A 24,487-nucleotide genomic window follows, 5' to 3' on the forward strand; every position below is an offset into this window, starting at 1 on the left:
AGTTTATTGAAATAAGTTTTTATGTTATCCCTTAAGTGTTTTGTGAATTTAATAAGTTTATAATATGATGTGGTTATGTAGGTAAAAAGGGAACGTAAAATAGGAGCCTTCGTATATGGGTAAGAGAGAGGATCAATCGGGGAGTAGGATAGTTAGTGATAATATGATTTTTTTTTCATTTTTAACTGACAAACTTGATATTGATCACAAAAAAATACGTAAAAATTACCAACTCATCCAAAAGCTTGCTTGGGAACAAGTGTTGCTTTTAGCCATATACAGTCGTCAGCACTGTTACAGTCAGGAGGCCAATCCTCATCACGTGGGCGCACTTGCCAGGGTATCGTTGCTTGCGCATGCCTCTGAGTTGTCCCGGCAGCGCGCTAACAACCGAGAAGATAATTCGCCATGGGAACTCACGGAACTGGTAACTACGCTACTCGATAAGGGCAAAGGAAGCGTGGCCGTAGTGAAGCAATTGCTAACACATGCAGAGAATGAAGATGGTAGTGCACTTTCTACTGACTGTAACTATCTCCTACGCATAATGGAAAGAGTAGGTATCTCATTTGAAGGTGGAAACCTCCCATGCTATAGCTGGTTCACGATTTATATCGCGCTTACTAATCCCATCGGTTTGTTTCAACAACTGTTAGCAATAAAACCGCTAGATGATGAATTTTATTATGCCTGTGCTATCAAAGCGCTGAAGAATTTGCTTAATTTAAACCATCATCCACATCTCATGCAGTTCGATAGCAGCGATATAGCATTAATGTATCGCGCCGGTCTGAATGTTGGCTCAGGGCTTGAGTTTCTTAAGTTTTTTGAAGATTACCCAGACGCTGTTGATAAACAGGAGTATCAGCAGAGTTTGAAAGCGGAAGTCATGTTAGAGCTGACCCACCAAGTAAGAGCATGCTTTGCTATGACCAGCATCCCTCAATCCCAACAAAATCTTACCATCGATCCTCCTGGCGTTATGCAGAGAGTATGTTGTCCTGAGCGTAAGGGAAATAAAGTCAGCCTTAACATCGAAACAGCGTTGTTAAAGAGCCTACTTGAACTGGGGCAAATCGATCGTGTAATGGAGGGAATCAGAAGCAATATCATAGATATTGCTGCGGGTGATTGGCATAGCATCTGGCGAATTAAGACTCGGGCGGAAGACTATGCACTTGCCTTTGATCGATTGGCAAATTGGTTCACAAAGTGCAAAACACCGTTGATTACCGCATTTGACCAGCTTCCACGTTATGTCGGGGCAATTATTGCACTGGATGCGAGACACCGACAGGGGATGTTTAGTGAGCAGCTACTGGTGAAGCGACTGAAAGGACTGCCTCAAAAGCTCAGCGCAAAGGACGTAGCTCTCATCACTACGCACCTTTTTTACTATTCACTTACTCACAACATTAATTCTTTGTGGTTTATTGAGAAGTCATTCTTGTCAAACCTAGAAAACCAATGTGAGGTAGAAGCATGTTTAAAGGAGACCAGTCAGCACATTGATACGTTTGTAGAATTACAACCGTTGGCCATGACGATAATGGCCAGTTGGCAAGATCTTGACCAACTTGAGCAGGCCATGGAGCGTATAAAAAAAATACCTAATTATTTAAATAGTGGTGCTAAACGGGGAGATTTGACGACATACAAATGGATCATTTTTCAGCGCAATTCAGGTATATCTGGGGATGTTCCATGGCCTATAGACACACCATTCCCTCTACCTTTGTGGGCCAGGCTTTCCCTAAATACTACCGACGATAATTTATAACGCACCCCCAAAGCAATATATGAATGGAGTCTGTCAAATAACCTAGCTTTTTTAAGGTGAAAGTCAGAGTCGCTGACTGGGGCGTTTTTTAAATATCTCCAGCAGCGATTTACAATTTAAAGCCCGTAAACATTAATGTAGAACTGACCTTTCCCTTCATCAGTCTTTTGAATACGATAAGTGATGGGGATATCTTGCTTTAAATACGGCTTAGTGAATGTCAGATCAGCCGCACACTGATACACATCTAACTTTGAATCGTGATTCAGTGTTCTGACGTTATTGACGGAAATTGATACGTCCGCATCCAGTTTTAGTGATTTTTCGATCTCCTTACGGGAGATATCAATAACTAAGTTCTTTGCATCGGTACTGCTGCACTTAGGTGTGTCTTCGTTGCACCCAAAGAGAATAAAAGCAATAATTAAAGTAATGAAGATTTTTAACATGTGGTTTTCTCTTGTATTTTTAATCAAAGTTTTTATTTGATTTTCTGATTTTATCAAGAATGTTTGCGGCCCGATTGTAACCTATTCGAAAATGATGCTGTACAGTACTTACCTTGACGACTTTTAACCCCTCATTAATAATTAACTCAAGAGTCTGTTCATGCAGTAGGTCGTTGGGGGCATCATTTTTGGTCTTGATTATTTCATTAATGTTAATTGTATCAGGGAATATATTCTGGCTTTCTTTCATTTTGGTTCATACACTCCATCCATAGTGCCTGTCGCTGAACTCCCGCAGTAATCCTCGCACCCTTTAGTCATAACTGTCGCTCCTCCTGTCGATAATTCACTGATAACAGCTACACACTGGCTTGACGAATCGTTCCAAAGCCAGCGTTTTCTCTGCCCCGTGCTAGCTGAAATTGCACTTGCATTCCCTTCCATGTTGCATACACCTGAGCCATCCGGTGTTGATGAGTTAATTGAAAACTCGGCTGACGCTTTATGATTCGTTATTTCAAGATATCCATTCTTTTTAACGTATTCCGCAGCGTTAACCAGTGTAGATGTGCTCAATAGCAGGGTGGCTAAAATGACTCTTTTCATTGTTTTTCCTTGTCAATTAATACGAATATTTTTGGTGATTTTACCTAATGTCAGCGGTCTGCGTTTTTCTACATAAAAATAGGCGACATTAAACGCTGACTTTTTGTGATTGCCACGACCGAGAGAAGGCCAGTCGCGAAAAGCCTCAATCTGAGCTTCCGAGTAGGGTGTGATAGAGAAGTCGAACAGGACAAGCAGGGCTTTGCCACCGTGCTTCATTAATTTCTTCACCTCAGTGCTATTGACGGTTGCGGAGACATTGGAACGAGCTGCTGTTGGCTTACGGACGGCAAACTCAACTGCCACATTGTCAATGACAAAATCAATGAAACCATGACCGGATACCGCTCCTGGTAGTTTACTTTTTACTTCCGGCGAAACGTTATCCGCAAACCAGCCCAGTAAATAGCAACGTACTAATGGGAGTAGTTCACGCTCGCTACATTCATTCAGACGCAATGTTTTGACAAATTCGCGCCGGTAAAGGGAGCTGAAAAAGTATTCAAAGCAGTCTGTTATTTCACTAATGCTGGTTGCCACAATGCTCTCCCTAACCAGCCACCTATCAACACGTGGGGTGACAAGCCGCGTTAAAGACCTGATTAGCCAATTTTCTTTCTGTAACAGGTCTATAAATGGGATTTATAGTGATTTTATGTCCATTAGTGATGTTCATGCAAGAGTAAAAAGGCCCCAGACTTCCTTTTATGGAAGTTCTGGAGATTATGTAATGGTTAAGCTCGTAGCAGACTCAGCGGATAAGCTGGTAGGACAGCGTATCCAGGCAAGACGTAAGGAGGTAGGATTAACCGCAGCTGAGCTGGCGGAGTCTATAGATATTTCGCAGCAACAACTTTCTCGCTATGAGCGCGGGACAAATAAGATCAATATTGCTCATTTGATCACAATTGCGGTTGCTTTAAAGACACCGATAAGTTGGTTCTTTATTGACTGCATGGATGATTTCAACTTTGATGACATGCAACCTAATTATGTGACAGGCCACGATATGGAACTAAAGCAACGACTCGATCAAGTTTGGATGAAACTCGATCATGATAAAAAGAAAAGTTTGATTTTATTCCTTGATGAATTCACAAAGTAAAATTAGTTCCCAAGTGAAACTATTTGCTCTTAATGTATATTCCTGGTAAAATGTCATTACTGGATAGTGTAATATTACTCAGTCACTGATACACCGAACTAATAACTAATGTGTCACTTCATTCTATATCCCTTCTGTCGGGAGGACGCTTATCATCTAAGCGTTCAAAATGGGGGGTAGTGGATTGCAATATAGTTATTAACCCAATATGTATTTACCGGAATAAACACGCATGAATATTATTCGTCAGGAAGGGCTTTCTCTGCCCGTAAGTCAGGAGTTAATTAATGTTATATTTTATGAAATATCCAGGAGGCCACCCGTCAGTCCCAATGCTCGGGCAGTCACTTTATTATTCAAAGATGTCAATTACAGTGCTGAAAACGGTGGTTACCATCCTGTAGAGATAAGACTGACGTCCAGAAACGATGAATGGTATTTCGATTACATCACCGACTTAAAATATATGGAGTCCTACCCTGAGCTTGAAAAAGATATTGATTCTAGCTGGAGCCAGCGTTATGTATTCCAGTCTTTTGTTGGTGATTTACATCCAGGAGAAGGGCGCGACATTTTTGAGCTATGGCAGCGTAACTTTGTCCACTATCACTTTCTGAAGGTCTACTCTCTCACCCTCAGTTGGGAAAGCTAATCCCACCACACTGATTAATCATTAAATACAACGGAGACATTATCTGTGACTGCAAACAGAGGGATACGTGCGTCTCAACAGGGAGAACTGGACAGTCTTTGCGGCGCTTATTGCTTGGTTAATATGCTGAGCTGGTTATACGACGGGAAGGTTAAGCGACGCCCACTAATGAATCGGCTTACTCAGGCTTATCAGCAGCGTTGGCCTTTAAATGAATGGCTAGCCAAAGGAATTGAGGAAGATCGCCTCGACTGGCTGATGGCTCAGGTTTTGCAGAAAGGCCATTACAGCCGTCAGTTCCCGGTTGAAATAACCAAACCCTTTGCTGGAAAGAAGGGGCTGGCAGACGGACGACTTTTCAGGGAGGTGAGGCGGTTTCTGGACGTCACTGACCATTCGCGCCTCATCCTTCTCAGCGATCAGTTTCACTGGTCACTTCTGGTCAAAATGGACGAGGAAACTCTCTGGTTCTTCGACAGTAACGGGCGCACCGCTATGCCACGTAAAGCCTTCTCACTGCGCACTGGTCTGACTCGCCGCCAGCTATTTGCAGATGCTATCTATTTTATTGAACGGGAGTTCTGACATGACGATGTTTACCACTCGTGAAAGCCGCATCCTTGATCAGGCGTGCCAAATTATCAGCCGGTACTATCAGCGTGGGGTTCAACTCTGTTCCCCTGATGATGTGCGACGGTGCGTAATGGTTGAGCTGGCACCGCTTGAACATGAAGAGTTTGGCATCATCCTGCTCGATAATCAGAATCAGCTGCTGCACCGCGAAATCCTGTTCAGGGGTACGCTAAACTCGGTCAGCGTTCACCCTCGTGAAGTTATCAAGCGCGTGCTGAAATATAACGCCGCCGCAGCCATCCTTGTACACAACCACCCAAGCGGCGAGCCTGAACCCAGCCGTTGTGATATCCAGCTGACTAAAAAGCTGAAGGGGCTGCTGGAGATGCTGGACGTGCGGTTGTTAGATCACTTTATCGTTGCTGGCGCTGAAACAGTATCGATGGCTGAACGAGGTCTGGTCTGATGCGAACAGTTACTTGGTTTAATGTACGTTATCACGGGTTATACGCATGAGCGGGGCTGCGTTACGTCAGATCGTGCCGGTGGTGCAAACCACCGTGTTCGATGCGTATATCAGCGGTCTGGCACCATCGGGACGACGGGGTATCACCAGCTTGTTAAACCGCAGCGCCAGCATACTTAAACGCGGTGCGGATGCAGATCACTACCCGTGGGAGCAACTTAACTTCGCCGCCGTTGCTAAAGTACGTGCAGCACTGCTGGATGGCGGTTACGCCGTGTCGTCGGTCAACATGGCATTATCAGCGCTGAGGGGCGTAGCGCAGACTGCTTTTAACCTGAATTGCATGAATGCCGAAACACTGACACGTATTCGGTCAGTTAAGCGCGTTAGCGGTGATGTCCAACGCAAGGGAAGGGCGTTAAACAAGCAGGAAATCCGGGCATTGATTCAGGCTGCAAAACAGCATCCGCAACCGGTAAGGCGTTGTCGTGATACCGCTATTGTGCTGACGCTTTGTGGAACTGGCCTGCGGGCCGGGGAACTGGTCAAACTTGAGCGCCTGGACTATGGCAACGGCATCCTGACGGTGAGGCAAGGGAAGGGGCGGAAATACCGTGAAATTCACGTGGCGGAAATAGTGGATAAAGCTATCCGCGCATGGCTTAAAGTCAGCGCAAACGAAGCTGAAAATGCGCTGTTTAGCCGAATTCAGCGTAACGATAAAATAGTCGGTCAGTCGCTGACAACAACCGGGTTAACGGGCATCCTGGCTGATTTACAGCAGACGTCAGGTATTGCACGTTTCACCCCACATGACATGCGGCGCACCTTCATCACACGTTTACTGGAGCAGGGCGTGGATATCAACACCGTCCGCCAGCTGGCAGGCCACAGCGACATATCCACCACGACGCGCTATGACTATCGTGATGATGGCATGAAAGCCAAAGCATCGCAGCGATTGCGGTGCTGGTAAAATGATGGCGTTTATCGGTGATTGGGCCTGAATATATTGAACCTACTTAGCGTTTCTTTTAGTGTTTTTCTCATTTGATTCAATCATTTTTATAACAAGAGCTGTGTCGGAAAACGTTTCAATATCGTCTTTTTTCCACTTTCCTGATTCAACAACTATTTTACCGCTTTTATCATCAAAATACGGTATGCGGGTGCCAGCCTTGTTGAGCTGTCTGGCTATTACATCAGCAGGCTTTCCTTGAAAGTTAGCCTGCCATATCTTGTTATAAGTATTGTATGCCAACTCAGAGTTTTCATGTTCGTAAGCCAAGAGATTATCTATGTAGTACTGGTTAACCAGTTCAGCTATGACCGAGCTTCGTTTCTCTGCGGCATTGTGTTCCTTACGACTTATGGCTGTTTTTTTAGCAATCATCTCCAGTCGCGCTTTGGTCTCTTCCAGCATATGGATGGGTACAATCTTTCCAAACTTTTTTGCTACTAATTCCCTTCTTTTTTTCTGCCTCATTTTGTCGAGGTTCTTTTCCCTTTCTTTTTTCTCCTGCGCTGGTTGCTGCGAAATCATATCGTCATTTGGCATGAGTACATCTCCTGAAATTGAACAAGGATCTTACGAGCTAAATATTCCCAGCTGATTCCATGATTATCACGGTCTACTGGTATCACAATCGGTGTTTTGCATAAGTGATTACTGCAAACACTTCTCCTGGGTAGCAATATCGTGATTATCACGATAAATAGAATCATCCCATGATAATCACGATTCTTCAATACACAAAAATGACCTTCATCCGTGATTATCACGAAAAAAAGTCTGGTTTGTACGAAAAAATACGGTTTTTGTGGTTGTAAATAGCAGCGCTCCTGAAACAGCTCAAAGGAGCAAAAGCATGAACACCAACCGTATTCTCCGCAAAAAAGAAGTTCTTCATTTAACCGGAATTTCGTCAGCCACGCTCTATAGGCTTATCGAAAAAGGAGATTTTAAGGCAGGGAAAAAATTGACCGGCGATGGTGGACGCGCAGTGGGCTGGGGACTCAATGACGTACTGGAGTGGATTCAGTCACGCGGTATCAACGCGCAACTCTAAGCGCATGTGTGTAACCCTCACATAGCCCCCAACGAACCCTATAGAGGACATAGCAATATCAATGATACTTCCTCTTGTTGGTGGGCTACTGGCCACCGGGAAAAGATTATGATGAAAACATTTAATAGAGAACGTGTTGATTCACTGGGATACGCCGTATCACTGGAATGCAGTAACGTAGGACAGCAATGTTATGGACATTTCGACAAAATTGCCTGGGTAACTGACCTGTTCGACAAGCAGGAAAATCAGGTGATGGTAGATCGCTTATTTCAGCTTGAATCAGACGATACTTATCAGGTCAGGTTTCGCCCCGCAGGCAAGGATGAGTGCGATAGTCTCTACCGCTGGGTAATTGAAATCCGTCTAGCAAACAAGTCTAAACATCACCCAGTTCTACTGATGATCTACTTTGGACCAACAAACAAGAAACGCGGTGCCGTGCGAATGGAATTAAGCCCCCAACACTATCTAGCTGAACAGATAAGCGACTTATTCATTTGGTTGGGGCGCAAAAGCCGTATTGGTAAATATCTGTACCAGGGGTTGCGTAACTCATGGGTCACGACCATCCATTACGCGCTGGATGTGATGGGGATGAAGCTGCATGACTTTCTGATTGGTCTTGCCAAAGTTCATGATGGTGATTTCAATGATCCTTATGGCAAGCAGGAGGGTATGCGGCTAGGGGCTACCACCGTCGTAGCTTCGATATACGAAAAAGTGAACGCCCCTGAGTTAAGCCTTGAAGAACGTCGGGCAACAGCTCAGCTAACACTGGATGAAAGCCAGCATGAGTGTTTTTTACGTCTGGAGCTGCGTCTGTCTCCAGGTAAGCAAAAACTGATGCTGAGTAACCTGTCGCAAATGGAGAATTTGGTGTCACGTTTGGCATTCTATGACCGTAAGCTAATCAGGGATCGCAAGCTGGATCCAGACTTTGCCAAACGGTTGAAACGTATGACTGTCCCCCGTGCTCGTAAAACGTTCCGTCCGGCCAGTGAGTTGAATGGCAGGGCTGTTAGTCCGAGCAAAGAGGCAGCTAAAAAACGAGTAGATAAGGTGATGAAAAGGTATCTGGTGGACTTGTTTGATGCAGAGGCTATCTGGCATAAACTTCCACTGGTTGTCGAGAAGCTGGGTATTTTGGGACAGCCGCAGTATTGGCAACCTGACATCCGTAAAAAATGGCTTAAATCTCGCGGGAAATAAGCGCCATGGCATTGCGGCAGGGATGCTGCATCCTCATCTGTGAGTTGTTCAACGGCAAGCCTAAAAAGGTCAGGAGAAAATTAAATCTGGGAAATGACCGTCTTTTGACCGTCCAACGTTGTCGGATTTTGCTGTGGCTAACCGGCTAACTACAGGTACGGTTTAACCTGAAATCAGCACCTCGTACAATGGTAGGGCAAAATCGGCGATGGCTTTCCCTGATTCTGACATTGGTAAGTAGCTGCGTTTTTTATCAAAGTTGAGGTTTCAAAAGAATTAAATTCAGAAAATAACATGTGTCTACAACCGCTATTGAATATTACCGGGATGTAGTTGCATCGCTTAATAACCGGTAGCGTTTTACGTATCCGCTAATCCCATTCTGGCTGAGCTGATATTTATTCGTTATTTGCATCTACAGGATATATAGCAGTGTGTAACATGCTCTGTATACACTCTATCTCTATATTATTGTATATATGTCATTACATACTATAGCCATTATCCAGTATCAGCTATCATGAGGCACCAGCCTCCAATATTATTATCATCTAATAACCATCTGAACCTTGTTGGGTTCACGTAAGGTTTGAGTAATTCAGTTGTAAATAAATGGGGTCAGGGCATTGTGCTCTGGTCTCGATATACAGGTGAATTATGAAGCCATACATTACGCATAACAATATCCTTGTGACAGATTCAACGTTGGATTACTTCAAGACGATCGTTTTCAGTATTCCTTATAATGGTGTGCCAAGCCTAAAACGGCCATTTTATCGTAATATAGCAGTATTTCTTCAGCACGTTATTTGTGTCGCTACCTGTAGTCGTAAGAACAGGAGAAAAGCAAAGATTAAGGCGAATAAGAAATGGTCTTATTCTGTGCCATTACCATTTGAACTGGGCAGAGAGAAACTTCCCGGCGTATTTAAGAAAAGTGGGCCGACCCATGAGCGTGCAATGGAGGCTCTTGAAAAGGCGGGAATCATTAAACTAACCGGTTATTCCAATGCTAAAAGTTCATGCCGGGAATATACTATTTCTAAGCGTTTTCTGCGGAAGTTGTTTGGCACCGACAGAGAGGCATACCTTAGTCGTAAGGATCGCTACCATTATCTGACGGACATTTTCAGAAAGCGTAAAAGTCACTCATTTGATGAACTGATCGGCGTTGCCATTGATCGTGGGCAGCGTGCCAAACATAAGCAGTCTAAACGCGATATCCCTAACGCTGCCTTCAGGGAGTTGGTAGTGGGAGTGTGGAACAATCTTGAGCCGCTTGAAATCAATCTGGATGCACTGCTGGATTACTATAACGAAAACCCCACCAAGAAGAACAAAATATTCATCTTCAACTTCCTGTCACGACTGGCTGATTCGGGCGTGGATCTGGTGAAGGAGTCACCGTTGACGGTCTCTTACAGGCAATCTTATAAGACTGCGTACATTGGCGGGAGATCCTTTGAGATTGGCACTGGCTTTCAAAGTCTGCCTTCTAAAATGAAGTGGGCGTGTCTGGCGCGTGGTGTTAATTATGACATTAAGGGATGCCAGCTTGAGATACTGCGACATGAGCTGCTGAGTATTGGCATTTTGGCCGAGTCGCTGGAAGTTCTGGAAACTCAATATATCTGCCGGGTATTACGTGTTGCGGAGGAGCTGGTGAAGCAATTCAGGTTTTCCAGCGTATTCAATGCCGGGTTCGTCTCATTATCGCTAAAGTCCAGTACCCGACGCCTGTTGAACCGTGAGCTAGGTAAGGCAGAAGCTAAACGAGTGCTGAAACGATGGAAACGCCTTCTGAAACCTTTACGGCGAGATCTGGCTTTACTGCTAGATCATTACGAAAGTACAGCGAAAACCAACCGTTACGGTAAATGTGTTACCAATGCGGTAGGGCAACCCTTCAACATTACTTATAAAGATCTGAAGAAGGGTAAACGTTGGAAGTCAGATGTTATGCGCCGCAAGCTGTTGTCGCACATGTTACAGGGGCTTGAAAGCCGGGCTGTATACGATTACGTAGCCAGCCATAAGGGCGTTTGCGCACTGGAGCACGATGGGTTTGTTTCATATGAAGAAGTAACAGACTGGTCCCACCCATACCTTTTGATTGAGAAAAAGCATTAAGGGGAGTCACTTAGTAAGACTTTGGCTATAAAATGATGTGTATAGCTAGGAGATCAGGCAAGTCGGCGTTTATTGAGGGGTAAACGTCAATATTCACTGGCAAAGAGCTAAATCCAGTCCAACTTTAAAACAGTGTTGCCAAACTGAAATGAGGGCATTCAACTCGCATAGTTGAATGTCGGTTCTTGACATTAAGAGCCGACATAGAGTTACGTAGGAAGAAAACGATGATTAATCGACTTTCGACCACACCCTCATTGCAGCATTTCCCAACAACTCACCCCGGGAAAAAATCTTATCCTCATCCCATTTATCCAGAATTATCAATGGTATGTTCAAGCGTAGGCTAGTATGGGTAATGAGACCATCCCGTTTCCTAAGAAATGCAGAGTGTTGGACCGAACGATTTACGCTGAGGTTAAGCAAGGTCAGATTTCCCAGTGTAGCGATCGCTTGTTGCCGCTTCCAGACACGCTGTTGCTCGGATGTTAGCTCTGCACCGGCCAAAACAATCTGATTTACTGCAGTAGCGTCTGAATCTGTCACGGTATGTCCGTCTTTTAGAGGCCAATGTGAAAACCAGTTTTGAGGCATTAGATGATCAATATCGAGACTGGAGAGATTTGGAACCACCGGCTCCTCAGTCTTCACCTGACGACGAAGTTCTCCCTCAAGTTCGGTCAGCATTGAGCGAATCTTCTGTGCATCGAGCCTGCCTGGGTAAAGTCGTGCAGTAATACAGGCATTAAGAAACTCTGAGTCAGTGGGCCAACGTGCGGCTTCACCATTAAGGCTATTAAGGGTGCTGCGCAACTCAGCACTGGAAATGCTGGTTTTAGCTAAGTGACGCAAGACATTCATAAACACGTTGTTATAGTTCTTTGGAGTCAGGCCACACACCGCTCTTCTCACTACAAACGAGACAAGATCGTTGTACATGGCGGCTTTTTCAGTATCAGGGATGCTAGCGACTGAGATGAGTAACGCAAGTGGATAAATCGTGGTCATGTCATAGGCGGCGATGCGACGACCAAAGCATGCAATAGGCGTTGTACCCACTCCACCAATCAGTTCTTTATATTGCAAAGCATACCGATTGAGAAGTTCGACCTGCTGATCAGCTCGGCGTGACGACGATTCCTTGCCTACATAGTCCCGATACTCATTGTAAAGGCGGGACAGGTCTACTTCACGTTGCTTTTCTGCTTGTAGCGTGGAGTGAATTAGCCACTCCAGACGAGGTTTGTTGATGCGACCACGGCGTTGTTTTTCTGTCCAGTACGGGTTTTCGAAGGGTTTCCAATCATTTTCATACAATGCAGCGGCATCAACATTATCATGCTCTGCACGCATAAAAATATAGTTACGGATAAGATCCGTCGCATGAAGCTCAGCCCCACGGCCATTCAATGTCTCAAAAATGATTTGAGCGTCATCCTCGGCTTCAAGAGATATACTGACAAGTTTCAGGTCTGTTAGGACAGCTTCAATCAGCGCGATAGCATTTTCTTGTAAGGAGCGACCTTCGGCGCTAATCCATTCAATAAAGGCATGACTAAAGAACCATAACGCCTCCAGTGAAGGAGGATGGTTAAAATGCTTACGCAGTGTTCCATGTAACGTGAAACTATCAGGGAAAACCTTGCGGAGATCATCAACATGGTCAACGTTAAGGCTTTGAATAAAATGAGATTGATCACGAAATGTCGGCCACAACTTAAAGCGTTCAACCTCTTTATTTCGCATTGTTGCTTCGTTTGTGTTTTTCAGACACGGCAATACAAGCATTTCTAAATCGGAAAGATCAATTGCACAAAGAGCCAGTCGGATAGACGCAAGAATGTATTGAAGGGTTGTTAATCGTTGCTGACCATCAATGATATGCAGGGTATCAACACCCAGCAAGCCGCTCTTAGTTTGTGGTTCAAGTACCACTGCACCAAGGAAATGTGGGGTTGGTTTTATACCTGATAAACGGGCCTGTGCTTTTTCGGTGATATCCTCCAGTAAGGCGGACCACTGATTTCGTTGTGTCCATACGTATGCACGTTGGTAGAAGGGAACGCAGTATTGACGGCGATCCTGAAAGATTTGCTGGACATTTAGCGTCTCGGATTTCATGGGTTACCTATATCTTGAATAGTTCAAAATTGAAGCGGCTAAATTGGTTGTTGACCACGACTCTAACATTTTAGATGTTGCCCTTCGCCTTGATATCACAACGCACAGTCTTTATGCCTGGGTGTAAAGTTCGGCGCTGATTCCTCTGCTAACAAAGTCCGTTTAGACGGCCTCCAAGAGATCTTAGGGCTTAATAAGGAGTTGAGCGGGTTAAGGACAAACGGAACATATTAAAAAAGCGGCGGCGTACTTCGCAAAACTATCCTACAGACGAACGCCTTTATCCATCGCGATAAACGTGTAGGGATGTCCGGCGGCTCTGTAGGGTTTTAGGGGCTTTTTATGCATCTTTTCAGCAGCCAGATTCATGCCGCATCATTCTGACCTGAAGCTATCGCTGGGAATGTATGAGCAACTCGACTGCTTTTTGAAGATCAGGAATTACGGGCATGCTCTGACAAATTGTGTGTGTCACTCCCAAAAAAATATCAGAGTATGGCGCGATTATTATCGTTGCGAGTGAAGCGCAACAAATTTACTCGGGCAGCTAACAGAGAGGGTGTAACATAGGCGCGATCAATCAGACATTGTTGCCAGCCGTTCTGGGTTTGTGGAGCGCAGCATGGCCTGAGATGCGATAAAAACAAAAAGCAGGGAACACGATGAAATTCAATGAAGATACTCGGGTAAAAATCCCCGTCATCCTCCACCTGATACGGTTGGGATACGGCTACCTGTCTCTGAAAGAACAACGTTGGGATAAAGAAACCAACATCTTCCCTGACCTCTTCACCACAGCGATAGGCAGAATAAACCCCGGGATCGCACCCGACGATATCGGACGCCTGTTAAAAGATTTTACGCTGCTTCTCGATAACGACGACTTGGGCCGTGCCTTCTTCGAAAAACTTAGCGACCGCTCTGGCATCAAACTGATTGACTTCGACAACTTCAACAATAACATCTTCCATGTCGTCACCGAGCTGACCTGTGAAAACGGTGATGAAGAGTTCCGCCCGGACATCACGCTACTGATTAACGGCATGCCGCTAATCTTTATTGAAGTGAAAAAGCCCAACAATCGCGAAGGGATCTTTACTGAGCGCAACCGCATCAACGAGCGCTTTAAGAACCCCAAATTCAAGCGCTTCGCCAATATCACCCAGTTCATGATCTTCTCCAACAACATGGAGTATGACGACAGCGATCCGGAGCCGATCCAAGGGGCATTCTACGCTAGTAGTTCTTACAGTAACCCGGTATTCAACTACTTCCGCGAAGAAGAACTTTTCAACCTGACCAATTTACTAAAACCGCTGTCAGAAGAAACAGAAATCGCGGTTCTGAAAGATAACAATCTTGAAGTAATCCGCACCAACCAGGAATTTCAGACCAACAAAGATCACAACAGACCAACTAACCGTCTCTGCACCGCGTTGTTGAGCCGGGATCGGCTGGCATTTATCCTGCGCTATGCGCTGGTGTACGTCGCTGAGCCGGGCGGTTTCCAGAAACACATCATGCGCTACCCGCAGCTCTTCGCCACCAAAGCAATTGAGCGCAAACTCAACGCTGGCGTGAAAAAAGGCATCATCTGGCACACCCAGGGCAGCGGAAAAACCGCACTGGCCTATTACAATGTTCGATTCCTGAAGGATTATTTCCAGAATCAGCAGGTGATCCCAAAGTTCTACTTTATTGTTGATCGTCTGGATTTGCTCCAGCAAGCGCAGCGCGAATTTACCGCCCGTGGCTTAATCGTTCACCTTATCGACTCACGCGAAGCTTTCACCCGTGACATCAAAGCCACACAGGCGCTGCATAACCACCACGGCAAAGCGGAAATCACCGTCGTCAACATCCAGAAATTCCGCGATGACCCGGACGTGGTCACTACCAAAGACTACGACATCAACATTCAGCGTGTGTACTTCCTCGATGAGGTCCACCGTAGCTACAATCCCAAAGGGAGCTTCCTGGCAAACTTAAGCCAGTCGGACACCAACGCCATCAAAATTGGCCTGACAGGTACGCCTTTGCTGGGAACGGACTATAACTCCCGCGACCTCTTTGGCGGCTACATCCACAAATACTATTACAACGCCTCTATTGCTGATGGCTATACGTTGCGCCTGATTCGCGAAGAAATCGCCACCAACTACCGGATGATCCTGCAACAGGCGCTAAAAGATGTGGAGGTCAGAATGGGCGATGTGGATCGCAAATACATTTATGCTCATCCCAGCTTCGTCAAACCGATGCTGAACTACATCGTTACCGACTTTGCCAAAAGCCGGGGGGCGCTGAATGATGGCACCATCGGAGGCATGGTGATTTGCGATAGCTCTGAACAGGCCAAACAGATGTTTGAGTTATTCAACACTGACTTCGCCGAATCACCCACCGTCGCCGATGAATTAATAGAAGAAATGCCTGTATTACAGGCCGCAGAACCCGCTACCGCTTACCAGATGCACGTCAGAGAAACGCGGAAAATCAAACGCGCCGCTTTAATCTTGCACGACGTCGGCAGTAAGCAGGAACGCAAAGAGTGGGTGGAGCAATTCAAAGCGGGGGAAATTGACCTGCTCTTCGTCTACAACATGCTGCTTACCGGCTTTGACGCTAAACGGCTGAAAAAACTCTATCTTGGTCGCGTGATTCGAAAGCATAACCTGCTCCAGGCACTTACTCGCGTCAACCGAACCTACAATCACTTCCGCTACGGCTACGTGGTGGACTTTGCCGACATCCGCCAGGAATTTGACGCCACCAACAAAGCCTACTTTGAAGAATTACAGGCCGAACTGGGCGACGAAATGGAGCACTACTCCCGACTGTTTAAATCGGCAGAAGAGATCCGCGAAGAAATCGAACACATTAAAGATGTCTTGTTCAGCTTCGATACGGAAAACGCGGAAAACTTCACTGATCAGATAAACCAGATTCACAATCGGGAAACCGCGCTGGCGCTGAAAAACGCGCTGGCCGACGCCCGCAGCCTTTACAATCTGATCCGCCTCCAGGGCAACACTGAATTTCTCCAGTCGTTGGATTTCAACAAACTCAATATCCTCTACCGCGAAGCCTGCCACCGTCTCGACCTACTCAACCTGAAAGCGGATCTGGAACAGGGTGTTGACCTATCCGGCCTGTTGAACCGGGCGCTGGAAGAAGTAATTTTCGAATTCCATAAAGTGGGCGAAGAAGAGCTGGTACTGGCCGATGAACTGAAAGAGACGCTGCGGCGTACCCGCGAAGCATTGGCTGCCAACTTCGACCAGCAGGACCCGCAGTTTGTTAGCTTGAAAGACGAACTGGAGCGCCTGTTCAAGAAAAAGAAACTCAGCGAAGTCTCGCAGGAAGAAATGGTTGCGAATATCGGCACACTCAATAAAATTCATGACCGCATTAAAGAGCTGAACCGTCAGAACAATCTGCTGCGTCAGAAATACCGAGGCGATGTGAAATACACGCGAACCCACAAACGCCTGCGCGAGCACGGTGGCCTAAGCGAGTCAGAGCGTAAAATCTTCGAAGCACTGCTCGGCGTCAAGCAGGATGCGGATGGAAAAGTGCTGAATAACAGTCAGATACTAAACAATGAAAGTTACTTTGAACGCCAGATCGTGTCATGCGTGCTGGAACACTTTGAAAATCAGCAGAAGATCACCCTAAGTGCGAAAGCTGCTGGCGATGTCAACCGCCTGATTGTGGCGGAATACCTGAACGAATTTAATACCGGAGCACGTACGTGGTAGAACTGGAATTTAGAGACAAAACCAAAACCTTGATCGATAGTCTGAAGAGCATTTGTGCGAACTATGGTCTGGGCAACGATGGTAACGAATTCAAAATCATCACTCAGGCATTCCTATACAAATTCCTGAACGACAAGTTCGCTTTTGAAGCCAAAAAGGTGGATAAAAGCGTCGCTGGCGCTGAAAAATGGGAAGTCTCGCTCAACCAGATGAGCGAAGAACAGCGGGATAAATTGCAACTGAAGATGAGCGCCGACACCGCGCGTCTGAAACCGCATCACTTCATTCAGTACTTATACAATCGTCAAAATGAGGCGAATTTCGCCACCACCTTCGACGACACCCTGATGGACATCGCTGCCGCCAACAACGAAGTCTTCGCTGTGAAAACTGACGGTGGCGCGAAAGTGGTGCTATTTGAACGCCTCAGCCAGTACATCGCCGATGAATCAAAGCGTGACGATTTCTGCCGCGCCATCATCAACAAACTGGCCGATTTCAGTTTCGAGCGTATCTTTACACAGAAATTCGACTTCTACGCCACTATCTTTGAATACCTGATTAAAGACTACAACAGCAACTCCGGCGGCAAATACGCTGAATATTACACACCCCACGCCGTGGCGCGCATCATGGCGGAAATTCTGGTGCCGAAAGCGCAGCAGGGCATCGTACGTGACGTAAGCTGTTACGACCCGTCAGCCGGTTCTGGTACGCTGTTGATGAATGTAGCGCACGCCATCGGAGAAGATCGTTGCAGCATCTTTGCTCAAGACATCTCGCAGAAATCCTCCAGTCTGCTGCGCCTGAACCTGATCCTCAACAATCTGGTGCATTCCATTCCCAACGTTATTCAGGGTAACACCATTCTTCACCCGTTCCACAAGGACGGAAGTTCGCTGAAACACTTTGACTATATCGTCTCCAACCCACCATTTAAGATGGATTTTAGCGACTTCCGCGACGATTTGGATAGCAAGGAAAACCAGCAACGTTTCTTTGCCGGGATACCCAAAATAAAAGCCAAAGCTAGGGACAAAATGGAGATTTACCAGTTGTTCCTGCAACACATCATTTTCTCGCTGAAGCCAGGCGGCAAGGCGGCGGTCGTAGTACCGACTGGCTTTATCACCGCGCAGTCGGGCATTGATAAAGGCATTCGTGAACATCTGGTGAAAAATAAGATGCTGGCAGGTGTAGTCTCCATGCCATCGAATATCTTCGCCACCACCGGCACTAACGTCTCGATCCTGTTTATTGACGCCAACAACAAAGAAAAAGTGGTGCTGATCGACGCCTCGAATCTAGGTGAAAAAGTCAAAGACGGCAAAAATAAGAAGACGGTACTGACCGAAGAAGAAGAGCAGCGTATCTGCGAAGTATTCAACAGTAAGTGGAGCGAAGAGAATTTCTCGGTAGTGGTCAGCTATGACGATATCGCTACGAAAAATTACTCCTTCAGTCCCGGGCAATATTTTGACGTAAAAATTGAATACACCGATATGACGCCAGAACAGTTTGCCGCAATGATGAAAGGGTTTACTGACAATTTGGAGAATATGTTTAGCCAGTCACGTGAGTTAGAAGCGGAGATTCAAAAACAGATGGCAGGGCTGAAATATGAGTAATTGGCCTATTGAGAAGTTGAAAGGGAAAATTAATATAAAACATGGTTTTCCTTTCAAGGGAGAATTCTTTTCAGAGCAAAAAACAGAATTTATTGTGCTTACTCCGGGGAATTTTTATGATGCTGGCGGCTTCAAAAGACAGCAGGGCAAAGAAAAGTTTTATACTGGAGAATTTCCAGAAGAGTACATACATAGCAAAGGTGATGTGATTGTTGCTATGACGGAACAAGCCGCTGGTTTGCTTGGTAGCTGTGCCCGAGTTCCAGAGTCTGGACTGTATCTGCATAATCAACGATTAGGGTTAATAAAAACAAACCCGCAATATTTATTGAAAGACTATGTTTATTATCTTTTTAGAACAAATACAGTTAGAGAACAAATCAGGCTTACATCGTCTGGTTCAAAGGTTAAACATACCTCTCCAGAAAGAATCTATGATGTTAAGGCACCGCTCCCTGAAGTGAAAGATCAACAGAAGATCGTTGATTTTTTGGATGTAATTGAGGATAAACTCGAACTTAACAACCGCATTAACACTGAACTGGAAGCGAAAGCGAAAATGCTGTACGACTATTGGTTTGTACAGTTTGATTTCCCTGATGCCAATGGAAAACCGTATAAAACCTCCGGCGGGAAAATGGAGTATAACGCCATGCTAGAACATAAAATTCCGGCGGGTTGGAGTGTAGATACTTTATCGGGTTGGATTGCTGATGATAAAACTGGAGATTGGGGAAAAGAAAATAGAGAAGGAAGTTATACACTTCAGGTAAATTGTATCAGAGGTGCTGATATTAATGGTCTTAATGGGTATGGTAATATTTCAATGCCAGTCAGATACATCTCTGGAAAAAACGAAAAAAAATTGTTATCCGCTTACGATTTTGTTATTGAAATTTCTGGTGGAAGTCCTACACAATCGACTGGACGGATGACCTTTATTACGAAGGAAGTGTTGGACCGTTTCGCTCACCCACTTATATGTTCTAATTTTTGTAAGGCAATTACCCTCAAGGATAATTTGTATTTCTATAACTTTGCTCACGCATGGAATGACATTTACACCAAAGGAATATTATTTGGTTGGGAAGGTAAGACTAGTGGTATAAAAAATTTACTTTTTGATTCTTTTGTTGATAAACATCATGTATGTATTCCACAAAAAGATCTCGTTAAGAGCTTTCATGACATTATGGTACCGCTATACCAGAAAAAACACAAAAATCTTAAGGAGAATGCGGAATTGGAAAAACTCCGCGACTGGCTCCTTCCTCTACTGATGAGCGGGCAGGTTACGGTCAAATAATCCCCGCCGAGTTTTGCGAGGCGCACTCCAGATCCGAATAGCGCCTCGCTTGCCGCAGCATTACCCCTTTGCATCCTTTTTCTAAGGCATTTATACTCATTGACCAGGTATTAAGTGGGTGTTTGAGAGACGTGAGAGAATTCGCTTGGAAATTTTGGTATAATGCCTGTACGATGACTTTCCGCCCAGATTCTGCTTTCGGGAGTAACTATGAGCAAAACCCCAACAACTCAGGCAAGCTACGCTAAGCCATCTCGCGCTGACATCGTTCGCTCGGTAGCCACATCTACGGCTGTTGAAACAGGGCAGTCCTCCGAGAAGATCGAAGCTTCCCTTGAAGCGACGCGCAAAAAGTTCGCTCATTTACGTCTTGCGGTTTAACCCCTTCTTAATGCCTCATTGACCCAGTGCTTCATCGGCTCGTAGTCCATTGATATGCCTGCATGGATAGCCGAGATATACTGGGTTTTGTTTTGCTCCCAGCTTTGATAATCCAGCGGTTTGTATCCTCCCTGAACGGCCATCACGTCGGCTAATAGTCGAGACAGGCGCCCGTTTCCCTCTCTGAATGGATGGATAAGTATTAGCTCGATATGGGTGATGGCGATAGCGGTGATGAGTTGTTCTTCGTCCATGCCGCTACACGGCGTAAATTGAGCCAGGTACTTACTGTCAAATTCGTTCAGCAGTTTTGGCAACTGCGCTGAGGGCGCAAACATAAAACCGCCCTTACTGATATTGACCGTTCTTTCGTGTCCAGCCCACTCGTAGATGTTACCTAGCCAGCGGCGATGCCAGCTTTTTAGCATGGCTACGCTGAGTTGTCCTTCCGGGAACTGGTCTTCAAAAACGGATTGGTAGAGTTGTTCTAACAGGACCAGTTCTGCTTCATCCATCTCATCGGAAGCTGCGATACCCAGTTTATTAGCTAAAATCTGCTCGCCAGAGTCTTTCTCATACTGGCCTTCACTGCTGGATACATGGTATCGGCTCATGGAGATGCCCTGTGTTATTAGAGATATGGAAAAACAGAGGGATTATAACGCTGGATGGGGACAGTAAACAATATAAGTAAAATCAGATATTTACAAAAGTGTAGGTTAAAATATAGTTTTTATACTCTGGTTGGGAATAATCGTTATTAATCAGTGTTAACACACCAATGCATCATTGGGGTGTGGGTGCTCAAGTCCATGTGCGCTGCTTTGTTCATCTCATTCTTACTCAAGGTTGACGCTTCCTTTTCCCGTCACGGTTGACGCTGGGGTTTAACGAGGGAGATATACAGCCGCTATCGTGCTGTACAGACCATGCAGAAATATTACCATTTTACGGCGTCTGCATCATCCGGGTTACCGCAGCGGGTATTGAACTTAGCAAAGCCTGGCCGCCGACTGAATGTTTTTTTTTGACCAGAGTTAACGTCATCGAGGCCTTTCACAAAAACAGCCGGACAGATCGTTAAAAATGCGTTTTTTTACGATCTCGTTTGTATGTATTCGTCCTGAACGATTAACATTAGAATCCCTGGTCTGGCCTGTTATATGGATATCTGATGCGTTTTAAGCTTGCTTTCCTTCCGCTTTTTGTCCTGCTTGCCGCCTGTAGCAGTAAGCCACACTCTTCGCAGCCGCCCGCTGAGCTGGTTGCGCCTAAAGGCGGTTTTTTGCTGGAGCCGTCCCATGCCGTCCAACCGATGTTTGGCGATTTCGCCAGTAATCCTGTCGCAGAACAGTTCATTGATAAAATGGTGGCGAAGCATGGCTTCAATCGCCAGCAACTGCATGCCATTATTGGCCAGGCAAAGCGACTGGACTACGTCTTGCGTTTGATGGATCGTCAGGCGCCTTCGTATACACCGCCAAGTGGGCCTAACGGTGCCTGGATACGTTATCGCAATAAATTTATTACGCCGGATAACGTGCAAAATGGCGTGGCCTTCTGGAACCAATATCAGGATGCGCTACAGCGCGCTCAGCAGGTTTACGGTGTTCCTCCCGAGATTATTGTCGGCATTATCGGCGTCGAAACGCGCTGGGGCCGTATCATGGGGAAAACCCGTATTCTGGATGCGCTGGCAACGCTTTCATTTGATTATCCACGCCGTTCTGCTTACTTCAGCGGCGAGTTGGAAACCTTCCTGCTGATGGCGCGCGATGAGAAAGACGATCCGCTCGATCTCAAAGGCTCCTTTGCGGGCGCGATGGGCTACGGTCAGTTTATGCCGTCGTCCTATAAATCCTATGCGGTGGATTTTAACGGTGATGGCCATATCAACTTGTGGGATCCCGTCGATGCGATAGGCAGTGTCGCGCACTATTTCCAGCAGAACGGCTGGCGTCCAGGTGAAAATGTTGCCGTCCCGGCCAGTGGACAGGCGCCCATGCTTGATAACGGTTTTAAAACCCGTTACAGCGTCAGCATGCTGGCTGCATCAGGACTTTCTCCACAAGGATCGCTGGATGGGCATGACGAGGTCAGTCTGCTCCGACTGGATTTAGGCACCAGCTACCAGTACTGGTACGGTCTGCCTAACTTCTACGCCATCACGCGTTACAACAACAGCACACATTACGCGATGACGGTGTGGCAACTGGGTGAGGCGGTCAGCAAGGCGCGCCAGGGATCGCTGTTTTAATTCTACCCTTAGCAACTGTAAGGATATATGATGGCGGCCCTTTATGTCGTGCCGCCTTTATTTTCTGGAGCCGTTATGTCGTTACCTGCTTGCCCCGTTTGCCATGCTGATTACACCTGGCAAGATGCTGAAAATCTTAATTGCCCGTCGTGCGGTCATATCTGGACGCAGGCTGACGGTGACGACAGCGGCCAGGATAGGGTCGTTCGTGATGCCAATGGCAATTTACTCGCCGATGGCGATAGCGTGACGGTGGTTAAGGATCTGAAGGTCAAAGGCAGCTCTTCTGTGCTCAAGATTGGTACCCGCGTCAAGAGCATCCGCCTGGTCGAAGGCGATCACAACATTGATTGCAAGATTGATGGATTTGGCCCGATGAAGCTCAAATCTGAGTTTGTGAAAAAGAACTGATTCTGCCGGGCGCAGGCTGCGCCCGATCTTATTCCCGCCAGCCTGTTCGGGCTCATCTGCTTTTAAACCGCTGACTCTCTTCTTTCGGCCTGCCGTGTTTTTCCACGCATTTTGCTGTCCGGCTGGGCACTTTATCGGTATTTACGCGTCTCATCTTCTGTGAATCGGCAGCCATCAAGAGGAGACGCACTATGCAAGACTGGGATCCGGCGTTGTATCGTAAATTTGAGGCGGAAAGGACACGGCCCGCCCATGAATTACTGGCGAGAATTAAGGTTGAAGATGTCCGGTTTGTCACCGATCTGGGCTGTGGCCCCGGAAACAGCACCGAACTGCTTTACGATGCCTGGCCGCAGGCGCAGGTTATCGGCCTTGATAGTTCAACCGCCATGTTAGCGCAGGCGCGTGAGCGCTTGCCCCAGTGCCAGTTTATTCAGGCGGACATAGGCAGTTGGAAAACCGACATCCCGCAGCAGGTGATTTATGCCAATGCTTCTCTGCAGTGGCTTGGCGATCATCCCGCACTGTTACCGCAGTTAGTTAACCAACTGGCACCGTCGGGCGCGTTAGCGATTCAGATGCCGGATAATCTGGATGAACCTTCACATCAGTTAATGCGTGAGGTGGCGACAGACGGGCCCTGGCGCGAGAAGATCAGCGCACAGGCTGCAGAACGCAAAAGATTACCCTCAACAGAGCACTATTATGATGTGCTGGCGAAGGCGGGATGTGCCGTGGATATCTGGCGAACCACCTATTACCACGTTATGGACGATGCGCAGGCAATTATCCACTGGCTGAAGGCCACCGGGTTGCGTCCGTTTCTTGCGCCTCTTGACGTATCTGAACAGGAGCAGTTTCTGGCGGCCTATCACCAGTGCCTGATTTCCGCCTATCCAGCGCGCCAGGACGGCAGGGTGCTGCTGGCTTTCCCACGACTGTTTATGGTGGCGACGCGTACTGGCTAAAACTGGACAGTAAACCGCAATTTCTTCACTGGCTGGCCCTGAGCGCTTGAAAAAGAGTGAGGATTGCACCATGTTCAGTCAACGGCGACAGGGAGCAAAAAAATGAATGACCAGCAGTTGCAGGCGCTGAGTGCGCAGATAGGTGAAGCGCTTAAGCAGCGTAACGCCACGGTAACCTGTGCAGAATCTTGCACCGGCGGCTGGATAGCCAAAGTGTTTACTGACGTGAGCGGGAGCTCGGCCTGGTTTGAGCGGGGCTTTGTCACTTACAGTAATGACGCCAAGCAGGAGCTGGTTGGCGTTAGTACCTCGTCGCTCACGGAATACGGTGCCGTCAGCGAGGCGGTGGTGCGTGAAATGGCGCAGGGAGCCCAGCAGCGGGCACGTGCTGATTACGCCATTTCCGTCAGCGGCATTGCCGGTCCGGATGGCGGCAGTGAAGATAAACCTGTAGGGACGGTCTGGTTTGGCTTTGCGGCACCGGGTGGTGTTGTCATGGCTTTTCGTCAGCAGTTTGACGGCGATCGTGATGCCGTGCGCCGGCAGTCTGTTGGCTGGGCGCTACAAACGTTATCCAGTCAATTTCTGAAAAATTAAACTTGATACTGTATG

General features: G+C 46.6%; 25 protein-coding genes. 18 read left to right on the forward strand and 7 right to left on the reverse strand.

All coding sequences use genetic code 11. The features are described from left to right. Positions 1-115: 115 nt before the first annotated feature. Entirely contained in the window at positions 116-1,780 is a 1,665-nt protein-coding gene (locus NR177_RS17490; protein ID WP_256853311.1) for a hypothetical protein, read from the forward strand. Positions 1,781-1,896: 116 nt separating this feature from the next. Here the strand turns inward: NR177_RS17490 and NR177_RS17495 are convergent, their stop codons facing one another. Genes NR177_RS17495 through NR177_RS17505 form a run of 4 tightly spaced genes read right to left on the reverse strand, consistent with a single transcriptional unit; the run spans position 1,897 to position 3,375 of the window. Then, on the reverse strand, positions 1,897-2,229 hold the full coding sequence (locus NR177_RS17495) for a hypothetical protein (RefSeq protein WP_256853312.1): 333 nt from the start codon (positions 2,227-2,229) through the stop codon (positions 1,897-1,899). Positions 2,230-2,248: 19 nt separating this feature from the next. Beyond that, positions 2,249-2,479, reverse strand: coding sequence for a DNA translocase FtsK (locus NR177_RS24040; protein WP_372340343.1), 231 nt, complete (start codon positions 2,477-2,479; stop codon positions 2,249-2,251). After that, the gene (locus tag NR177_RS17500) at positions 2,476-2,835 is read right to left on the reverse strand and encodes an acyl-CoA dehydrogenase (RefSeq protein WP_256853313.1); all 360 of its coding nucleotides are present in this window, start codon (positions 2,833-2,835) and stop codon (positions 2,476-2,478) included. The genes NR177_RS24040 and NR177_RS17500 overlap by 4 nt, the downstream gene beginning before the upstream one ends. Before the next feature lie 12 nt (positions 2,836-2,847). Continuing rightward, positions 2,848-3,375, reverse strand: a complete 528-nt coding sequence (locus tag NR177_RS17505; protein ID WP_256853314.1) for a hypothetical protein — start codon at positions 3,373-3,375, stop codon at positions 2,848-2,850. Between the two features lie 190 nt (positions 3,376-3,565). On the opposite strand from NR177_RS17505, the gene NR177_RS17510 reads away from it, so the two are divergent. The 5 genes from NR177_RS17510 (at position 3,566) to NR177_RS17530 (ending at position 6,607) form a co-directional block, all read left to right on the forward strand. Continuing rightward, positions 3,566-3,940, forward strand: coding sequence for a helix-turn-helix domain-containing protein (locus NR177_RS17510; RefSeq protein ID WP_256853315.1), 375 nt, complete (start codon positions 3,566-3,568; stop codon positions 3,938-3,940). Positions 3,941-4,172: 232 nt separating this feature from the next. Continuing rightward, positions 4,173-4,592, forward strand: coding sequence for a DUF2787 family protein (locus NR177_RS17515; protein WP_256853316.1), 420 nt, complete (start codon positions 4,173-4,175; stop codon positions 4,590-4,592). A 123-nt stretch (positions 4,593-4,715) separates the two neighbouring features. Then, positions 4,716-5,177, forward strand: a complete 462-nt coding sequence (locus NR177_RS17520; protein WP_306278043.1) for a hypothetical protein — start codon at positions 4,716-4,718, stop codon at positions 5,175-5,177. Position 5,178: 1 nt separating this feature from the next. Further along, on the forward strand, positions 5,179-5,631 hold the full coding sequence (gene radC, locus NR177_RS17525) for a DNA repair protein RadC (protein ID WP_256853318.1): 453 nt from the start codon (positions 5,179-5,181) through the stop codon (positions 5,629-5,631). A gap of 46 nt (positions 5,632-5,677) precedes the next feature. Continuing rightward, a complete protein-coding gene (locus NR177_RS17530) occupies positions 5,678-6,607 on the forward strand; it encodes a site-specific integrase (RefSeq protein ID WP_105099851.1) in 930 nt (309 codons plus the stop codon). Between the two features lie 42 nt (positions 6,608-6,649). On the opposite strand, the gene NR177_RS17535 is transcribed toward NR177_RS17530, so the two are convergent. Continuing rightward, on the reverse strand, positions 6,650-7,189 hold the full coding sequence (locus NR177_RS17535) for a hypothetical protein (RefSeq protein ID WP_105099850.1): 540 nt from the start codon (positions 7,187-7,189) through the stop codon (positions 6,650-6,652). Between the two features lie 310 nt (positions 7,190-7,499). Here NR177_RS17535 and NR177_RS17540 point away from each other — a divergent pair, with 310 nt between their 5' ends. The 3 genes from NR177_RS17540 (at position 7,500) to NR177_RS17550 (ending at position 11,042) form a co-directional block, all read left to right on the forward strand. Next, positions 7,500-7,700: an AlpA family transcriptional regulator gene (locus tag NR177_RS17540; protein WP_033770002.1), complete on the forward strand. Its 201-nt coding sequence runs from the start codon at positions 7,500-7,502 to the stop codon at positions 7,698-7,700. A 108-nt stretch (positions 7,701-7,808) separates the two neighbouring features. Beyond that, complete coding sequence (locus NR177_RS17545) at positions 7,809-8,912, forward strand: hypothetical protein (protein WP_256853319.1); 1,104 nt, start codon at positions 7,809-7,811, stop codon at positions 8,910-8,912. Positions 8,913-9,569: 657 nt separating this feature from the next. Continuing rightward, entirely contained in the window at positions 9,570-11,042 is a 1,473-nt protein-coding gene (locus NR177_RS17550; protein ID WP_256853320.1) for a hypothetical protein, read from the forward strand. A gap of 231 nt (positions 11,043-11,273) precedes the next feature. Here the strand turns inward: NR177_RS17550 and NR177_RS17555 are convergent, their stop codons facing one another. Then, entirely contained in the window at positions 11,274-13,163 is a 1,890-nt protein-coding gene (locus tag NR177_RS17555; protein WP_256853321.1) for a DUF262 domain-containing protein, read from the reverse strand. Positions 13,164-13,191: 28 nt separating this feature from the next. Between NR177_RS17555 and NR177_RS24045 the strand changes: the two genes are divergently transcribed. The 5 genes from NR177_RS24045 (at position 13,192) to NR177_RS17575 (ending at position 20,239) form a co-directional block, all read left to right on the forward strand. Next, a complete protein-coding gene (locus NR177_RS24045; RefSeq protein ID WP_372340344.1) occupies positions 13,192-13,290 on the forward strand; it encodes a hypothetical protein in 99 nt (32 codons plus the stop codon). Between the two features lie 535 nt (positions 13,291-13,825). Then, positions 13,826-16,924, forward strand: a complete 3,099-nt coding sequence (locus NR177_RS17560) for a type I restriction endonuclease subunit R (RefSeq protein WP_256853322.1) — start codon at positions 13,826-13,828, stop codon at positions 16,922-16,924. Then, entirely contained in the window at positions 16,918-18,552 is a 1,635-nt protein-coding gene (locus NR177_RS17565) for a class I SAM-dependent DNA methyltransferase (RefSeq protein ID WP_256853323.1), read from the forward strand. Before NR177_RS17560 ends, NR177_RS17565 begins: the two co-directional genes overlap by 7 nt. Then, positions 18,545-19,858 (forward strand): restriction endonuclease subunit S, encoded by a 1,314-nt coding sequence (locus NR177_RS17570; RefSeq protein WP_256853324.1) that lies wholly within the window; start codon positions 18,545-18,547, stop codon positions 19,856-19,858. The genes NR177_RS17565 and NR177_RS17570 overlap by 8 nt, the downstream gene beginning before the upstream one ends. Before the next feature lie 210 nt (positions 19,859-20,068). After that, positions 20,069-20,239, forward strand: a complete 171-nt coding sequence (locus NR177_RS17575; RefSeq protein WP_256853325.1) for a hypothetical protein — start codon at positions 20,069-20,071, stop codon at positions 20,237-20,239. Here NR177_RS17575 and NR177_RS17580 read toward each other — a convergent pair. Continuing rightward, entirely contained in the window at positions 20,236-20,853 is a 618-nt protein-coding gene (locus tag NR177_RS17580; RefSeq protein WP_256853326.1) for a Fic family protein, read from the reverse strand. The genes NR177_RS17575 and NR177_RS17580 overlap by 4 nt on opposite strands. A 560-nt stretch (positions 20,854-21,413) precedes the next feature. Here NR177_RS17580 and mltB point away from each other — a divergent pair. From mltB to pncC, 4 genes are all read left to right on the forward strand, one after another. Next, the gene (mltB, locus tag NR177_RS17585; RefSeq protein WP_063880722.1) at positions 21,414-22,496 is read left to right on the forward strand and encodes a lytic murein transglycosylase B; all 1,083 of its coding nucleotides are present in this window, start codon (positions 21,414-21,416) and stop codon (positions 22,494-22,496) included. A 75-nt stretch (positions 22,497-22,571) separates the two neighbouring features. Then, positions 22,572-22,907 carry a zinc ribbon domain-containing protein YjdM gene (locus NR177_RS17590; protein ID WP_063881238.1) on the forward strand — a complete coding sequence of 112 codons (336 nt, stop codon included), beginning with the start codon at positions 22,572-22,574 and terminating at the stop codon, positions 22,905-22,907. Between the two features lie 191 nt (positions 22,908-23,098). Beyond that, the gene (gene tam, locus NR177_RS17595) at positions 23,099-23,875 is read left to right on the forward strand and encodes a trans-aconitate 2-methyltransferase (RefSeq protein ID WP_256853327.1); all 777 of its coding nucleotides are present in this window, start codon (positions 23,099-23,101) and stop codon (positions 23,873-23,875) included. A 102-nt stretch (positions 23,876-23,977) separates the two neighbouring features. Next, the gene (gene pncC / locus NR177_RS17600; RefSeq protein ID WP_109717045.1) at positions 23,978-24,472 is read left to right on the forward strand and encodes a nicotinamide-nucleotide amidase; all 495 of its coding nucleotides are present in this window, start codon (positions 23,978-23,980) and stop codon (positions 24,470-24,472) included. Positions 24,473-24,487: the final 15 nt, after the last annotated feature.

It is taken from the genome of Pantoea sp. Fr+CA_20, from assembly GCF_024520835.1.
In the GTDB taxonomy this organism is placed as follows: domain Bacteria; phylum Pseudomonadota; class Gammaproteobacteria; order Enterobacterales; family Enterobacteriaceae; genus Pantoea; species Pantoea allii.

Bases quoted from the DNA above. Each gene is read 5' to 3' on its own strand.
- NR177_RS17490 (WP_256853311.1), top strand. From the start codon at position 116: ATGGGTAAGAGAGAGGATCAATCGGGGAGTAGGATAGTTAGTGATAAT.
- NR177_RS17495 (WP_256853312.1), bottom strand. From the start codon at position 2,229: ATGTTAAAAATCTTCATTACTTTAATTATTGCTTTTATTCTCTTTGGG.
- NR177_RS24040 (WP_372340343.1), bottom strand. From the start codon at position 2,479: ATGAAAGAAAGCCAGAATATATTCCCTGATACAATTAACATTAATGAA.
- NR177_RS17500 (WP_256853313.1), bottom strand. From the start codon at position 2,835: ATGAAAAGAGTCATTTTAGCCACCCTGCTATTGAGCACATCTACACTG.
- NR177_RS17510 (WP_256853315.1), top strand. From the start codon at position 3,566: ATGGTTAAGCTCGTAGCAGACTCAGCGGATAAGCTGGTAGGACAGCGT.
- NR177_RS17515 (WP_256853316.1), top strand. From the start codon at position 4,173: ATGAATATTATTCGTCAGGAAGGGCTTTCTCTGCCCGTAAGTCAGGAG.
- NR177_RS17520 (WP_306278043.1), top strand. From the start codon at position 4,716: ATGCTGAGCTGGTTATACGACGGGAAGGTTAAGCGACGCCCACTAATG.
- radC (WP_256853318.1), top strand. From the start codon at position 5,179: ATGACGATGTTTACCACTCGTGAAAGCCGCATCCTTGATCAGGCGTGC.
- NR177_RS17530 (WP_105099851.1), top strand. From the start codon at position 5,678: ATGAGCGGGGCTGCGTTACGTCAGATCGTGCCGGTGGTGCAAACCACC.
- NR177_RS17535 (WP_105099850.1), bottom strand. From the start codon at position 7,189: ATGCCAAATGACGATATGATTTCGCAGCAACCAGCGCAGGAGAAAAAA.
- NR177_RS17540 (WP_033770002.1), top strand. From the start codon at position 7,500: ATGAACACCAACCGTATTCTCCGCAAAAAAGAAGTTCTTCATTTAACC.
- NR177_RS17545 (WP_256853319.1), top strand. From the start codon at position 7,809: ATGATGAAAACATTTAATAGAGAACGTGTTGATTCACTGGGATACGCC.
- NR177_RS17550 (WP_256853320.1), top strand. From the start codon at position 9,570: ATGAAGCCATACATTACGCATAACAATATCCTTGTGACAGATTCAACG.
- NR177_RS17555 (WP_256853321.1), bottom strand. From the start codon at position 13,163: ATGAAATCCGAGACGCTAAATGTCCAGCAAATCTTTCAGGATCGCCGT.
- NR177_RS17560 (WP_256853322.1), top strand. From the start codon at position 13,826: ATGAAATTCAATGAAGATACTCGGGTAAAAATCCCCGTCATCCTCCAC.
- NR177_RS17570 (WP_256853324.1), top strand. From the start codon at position 18,545: ATGAGTAATTGGCCTATTGAGAAGTTGAAAGGGAAAATTAATATAAAA.
- NR177_RS17575 (WP_256853325.1), top strand. From the start codon at position 20,069: ATGAGCAAAACCCCAACAACTCAGGCAAGCTACGCTAAGCCATCTCGC.
- NR177_RS17580 (WP_256853326.1), bottom strand. From the start codon at position 20,853: ATGAGCCGATACCATGTATCCAGCAGTGAAGGCCAGTATGAGAAAGAC.
- mltB (WP_063880722.1), top strand. From the start codon at position 21,414: ATGCGTTTTAAGCTTGCTTTCCTTCCGCTTTTTGTCCTGCTTGCCGCC.
- NR177_RS17590 (WP_063881238.1), top strand. From the start codon at position 22,572: ATGTCGTTACCTGCTTGCCCCGTTTGCCATGCTGATTACACCTGGCAA.
- tam (WP_256853327.1), top strand. From the start codon at position 23,099: ATGCAAGACTGGGATCCGGCGTTGTATCGTAAATTTGAGGCGGAAAGG.
- pncC (WP_109717045.1), top strand. From the start codon at position 23,978: ATGAATGACCAGCAGTTGCAGGCGCTGAGTGCGCAGATAGGTGAAGCG.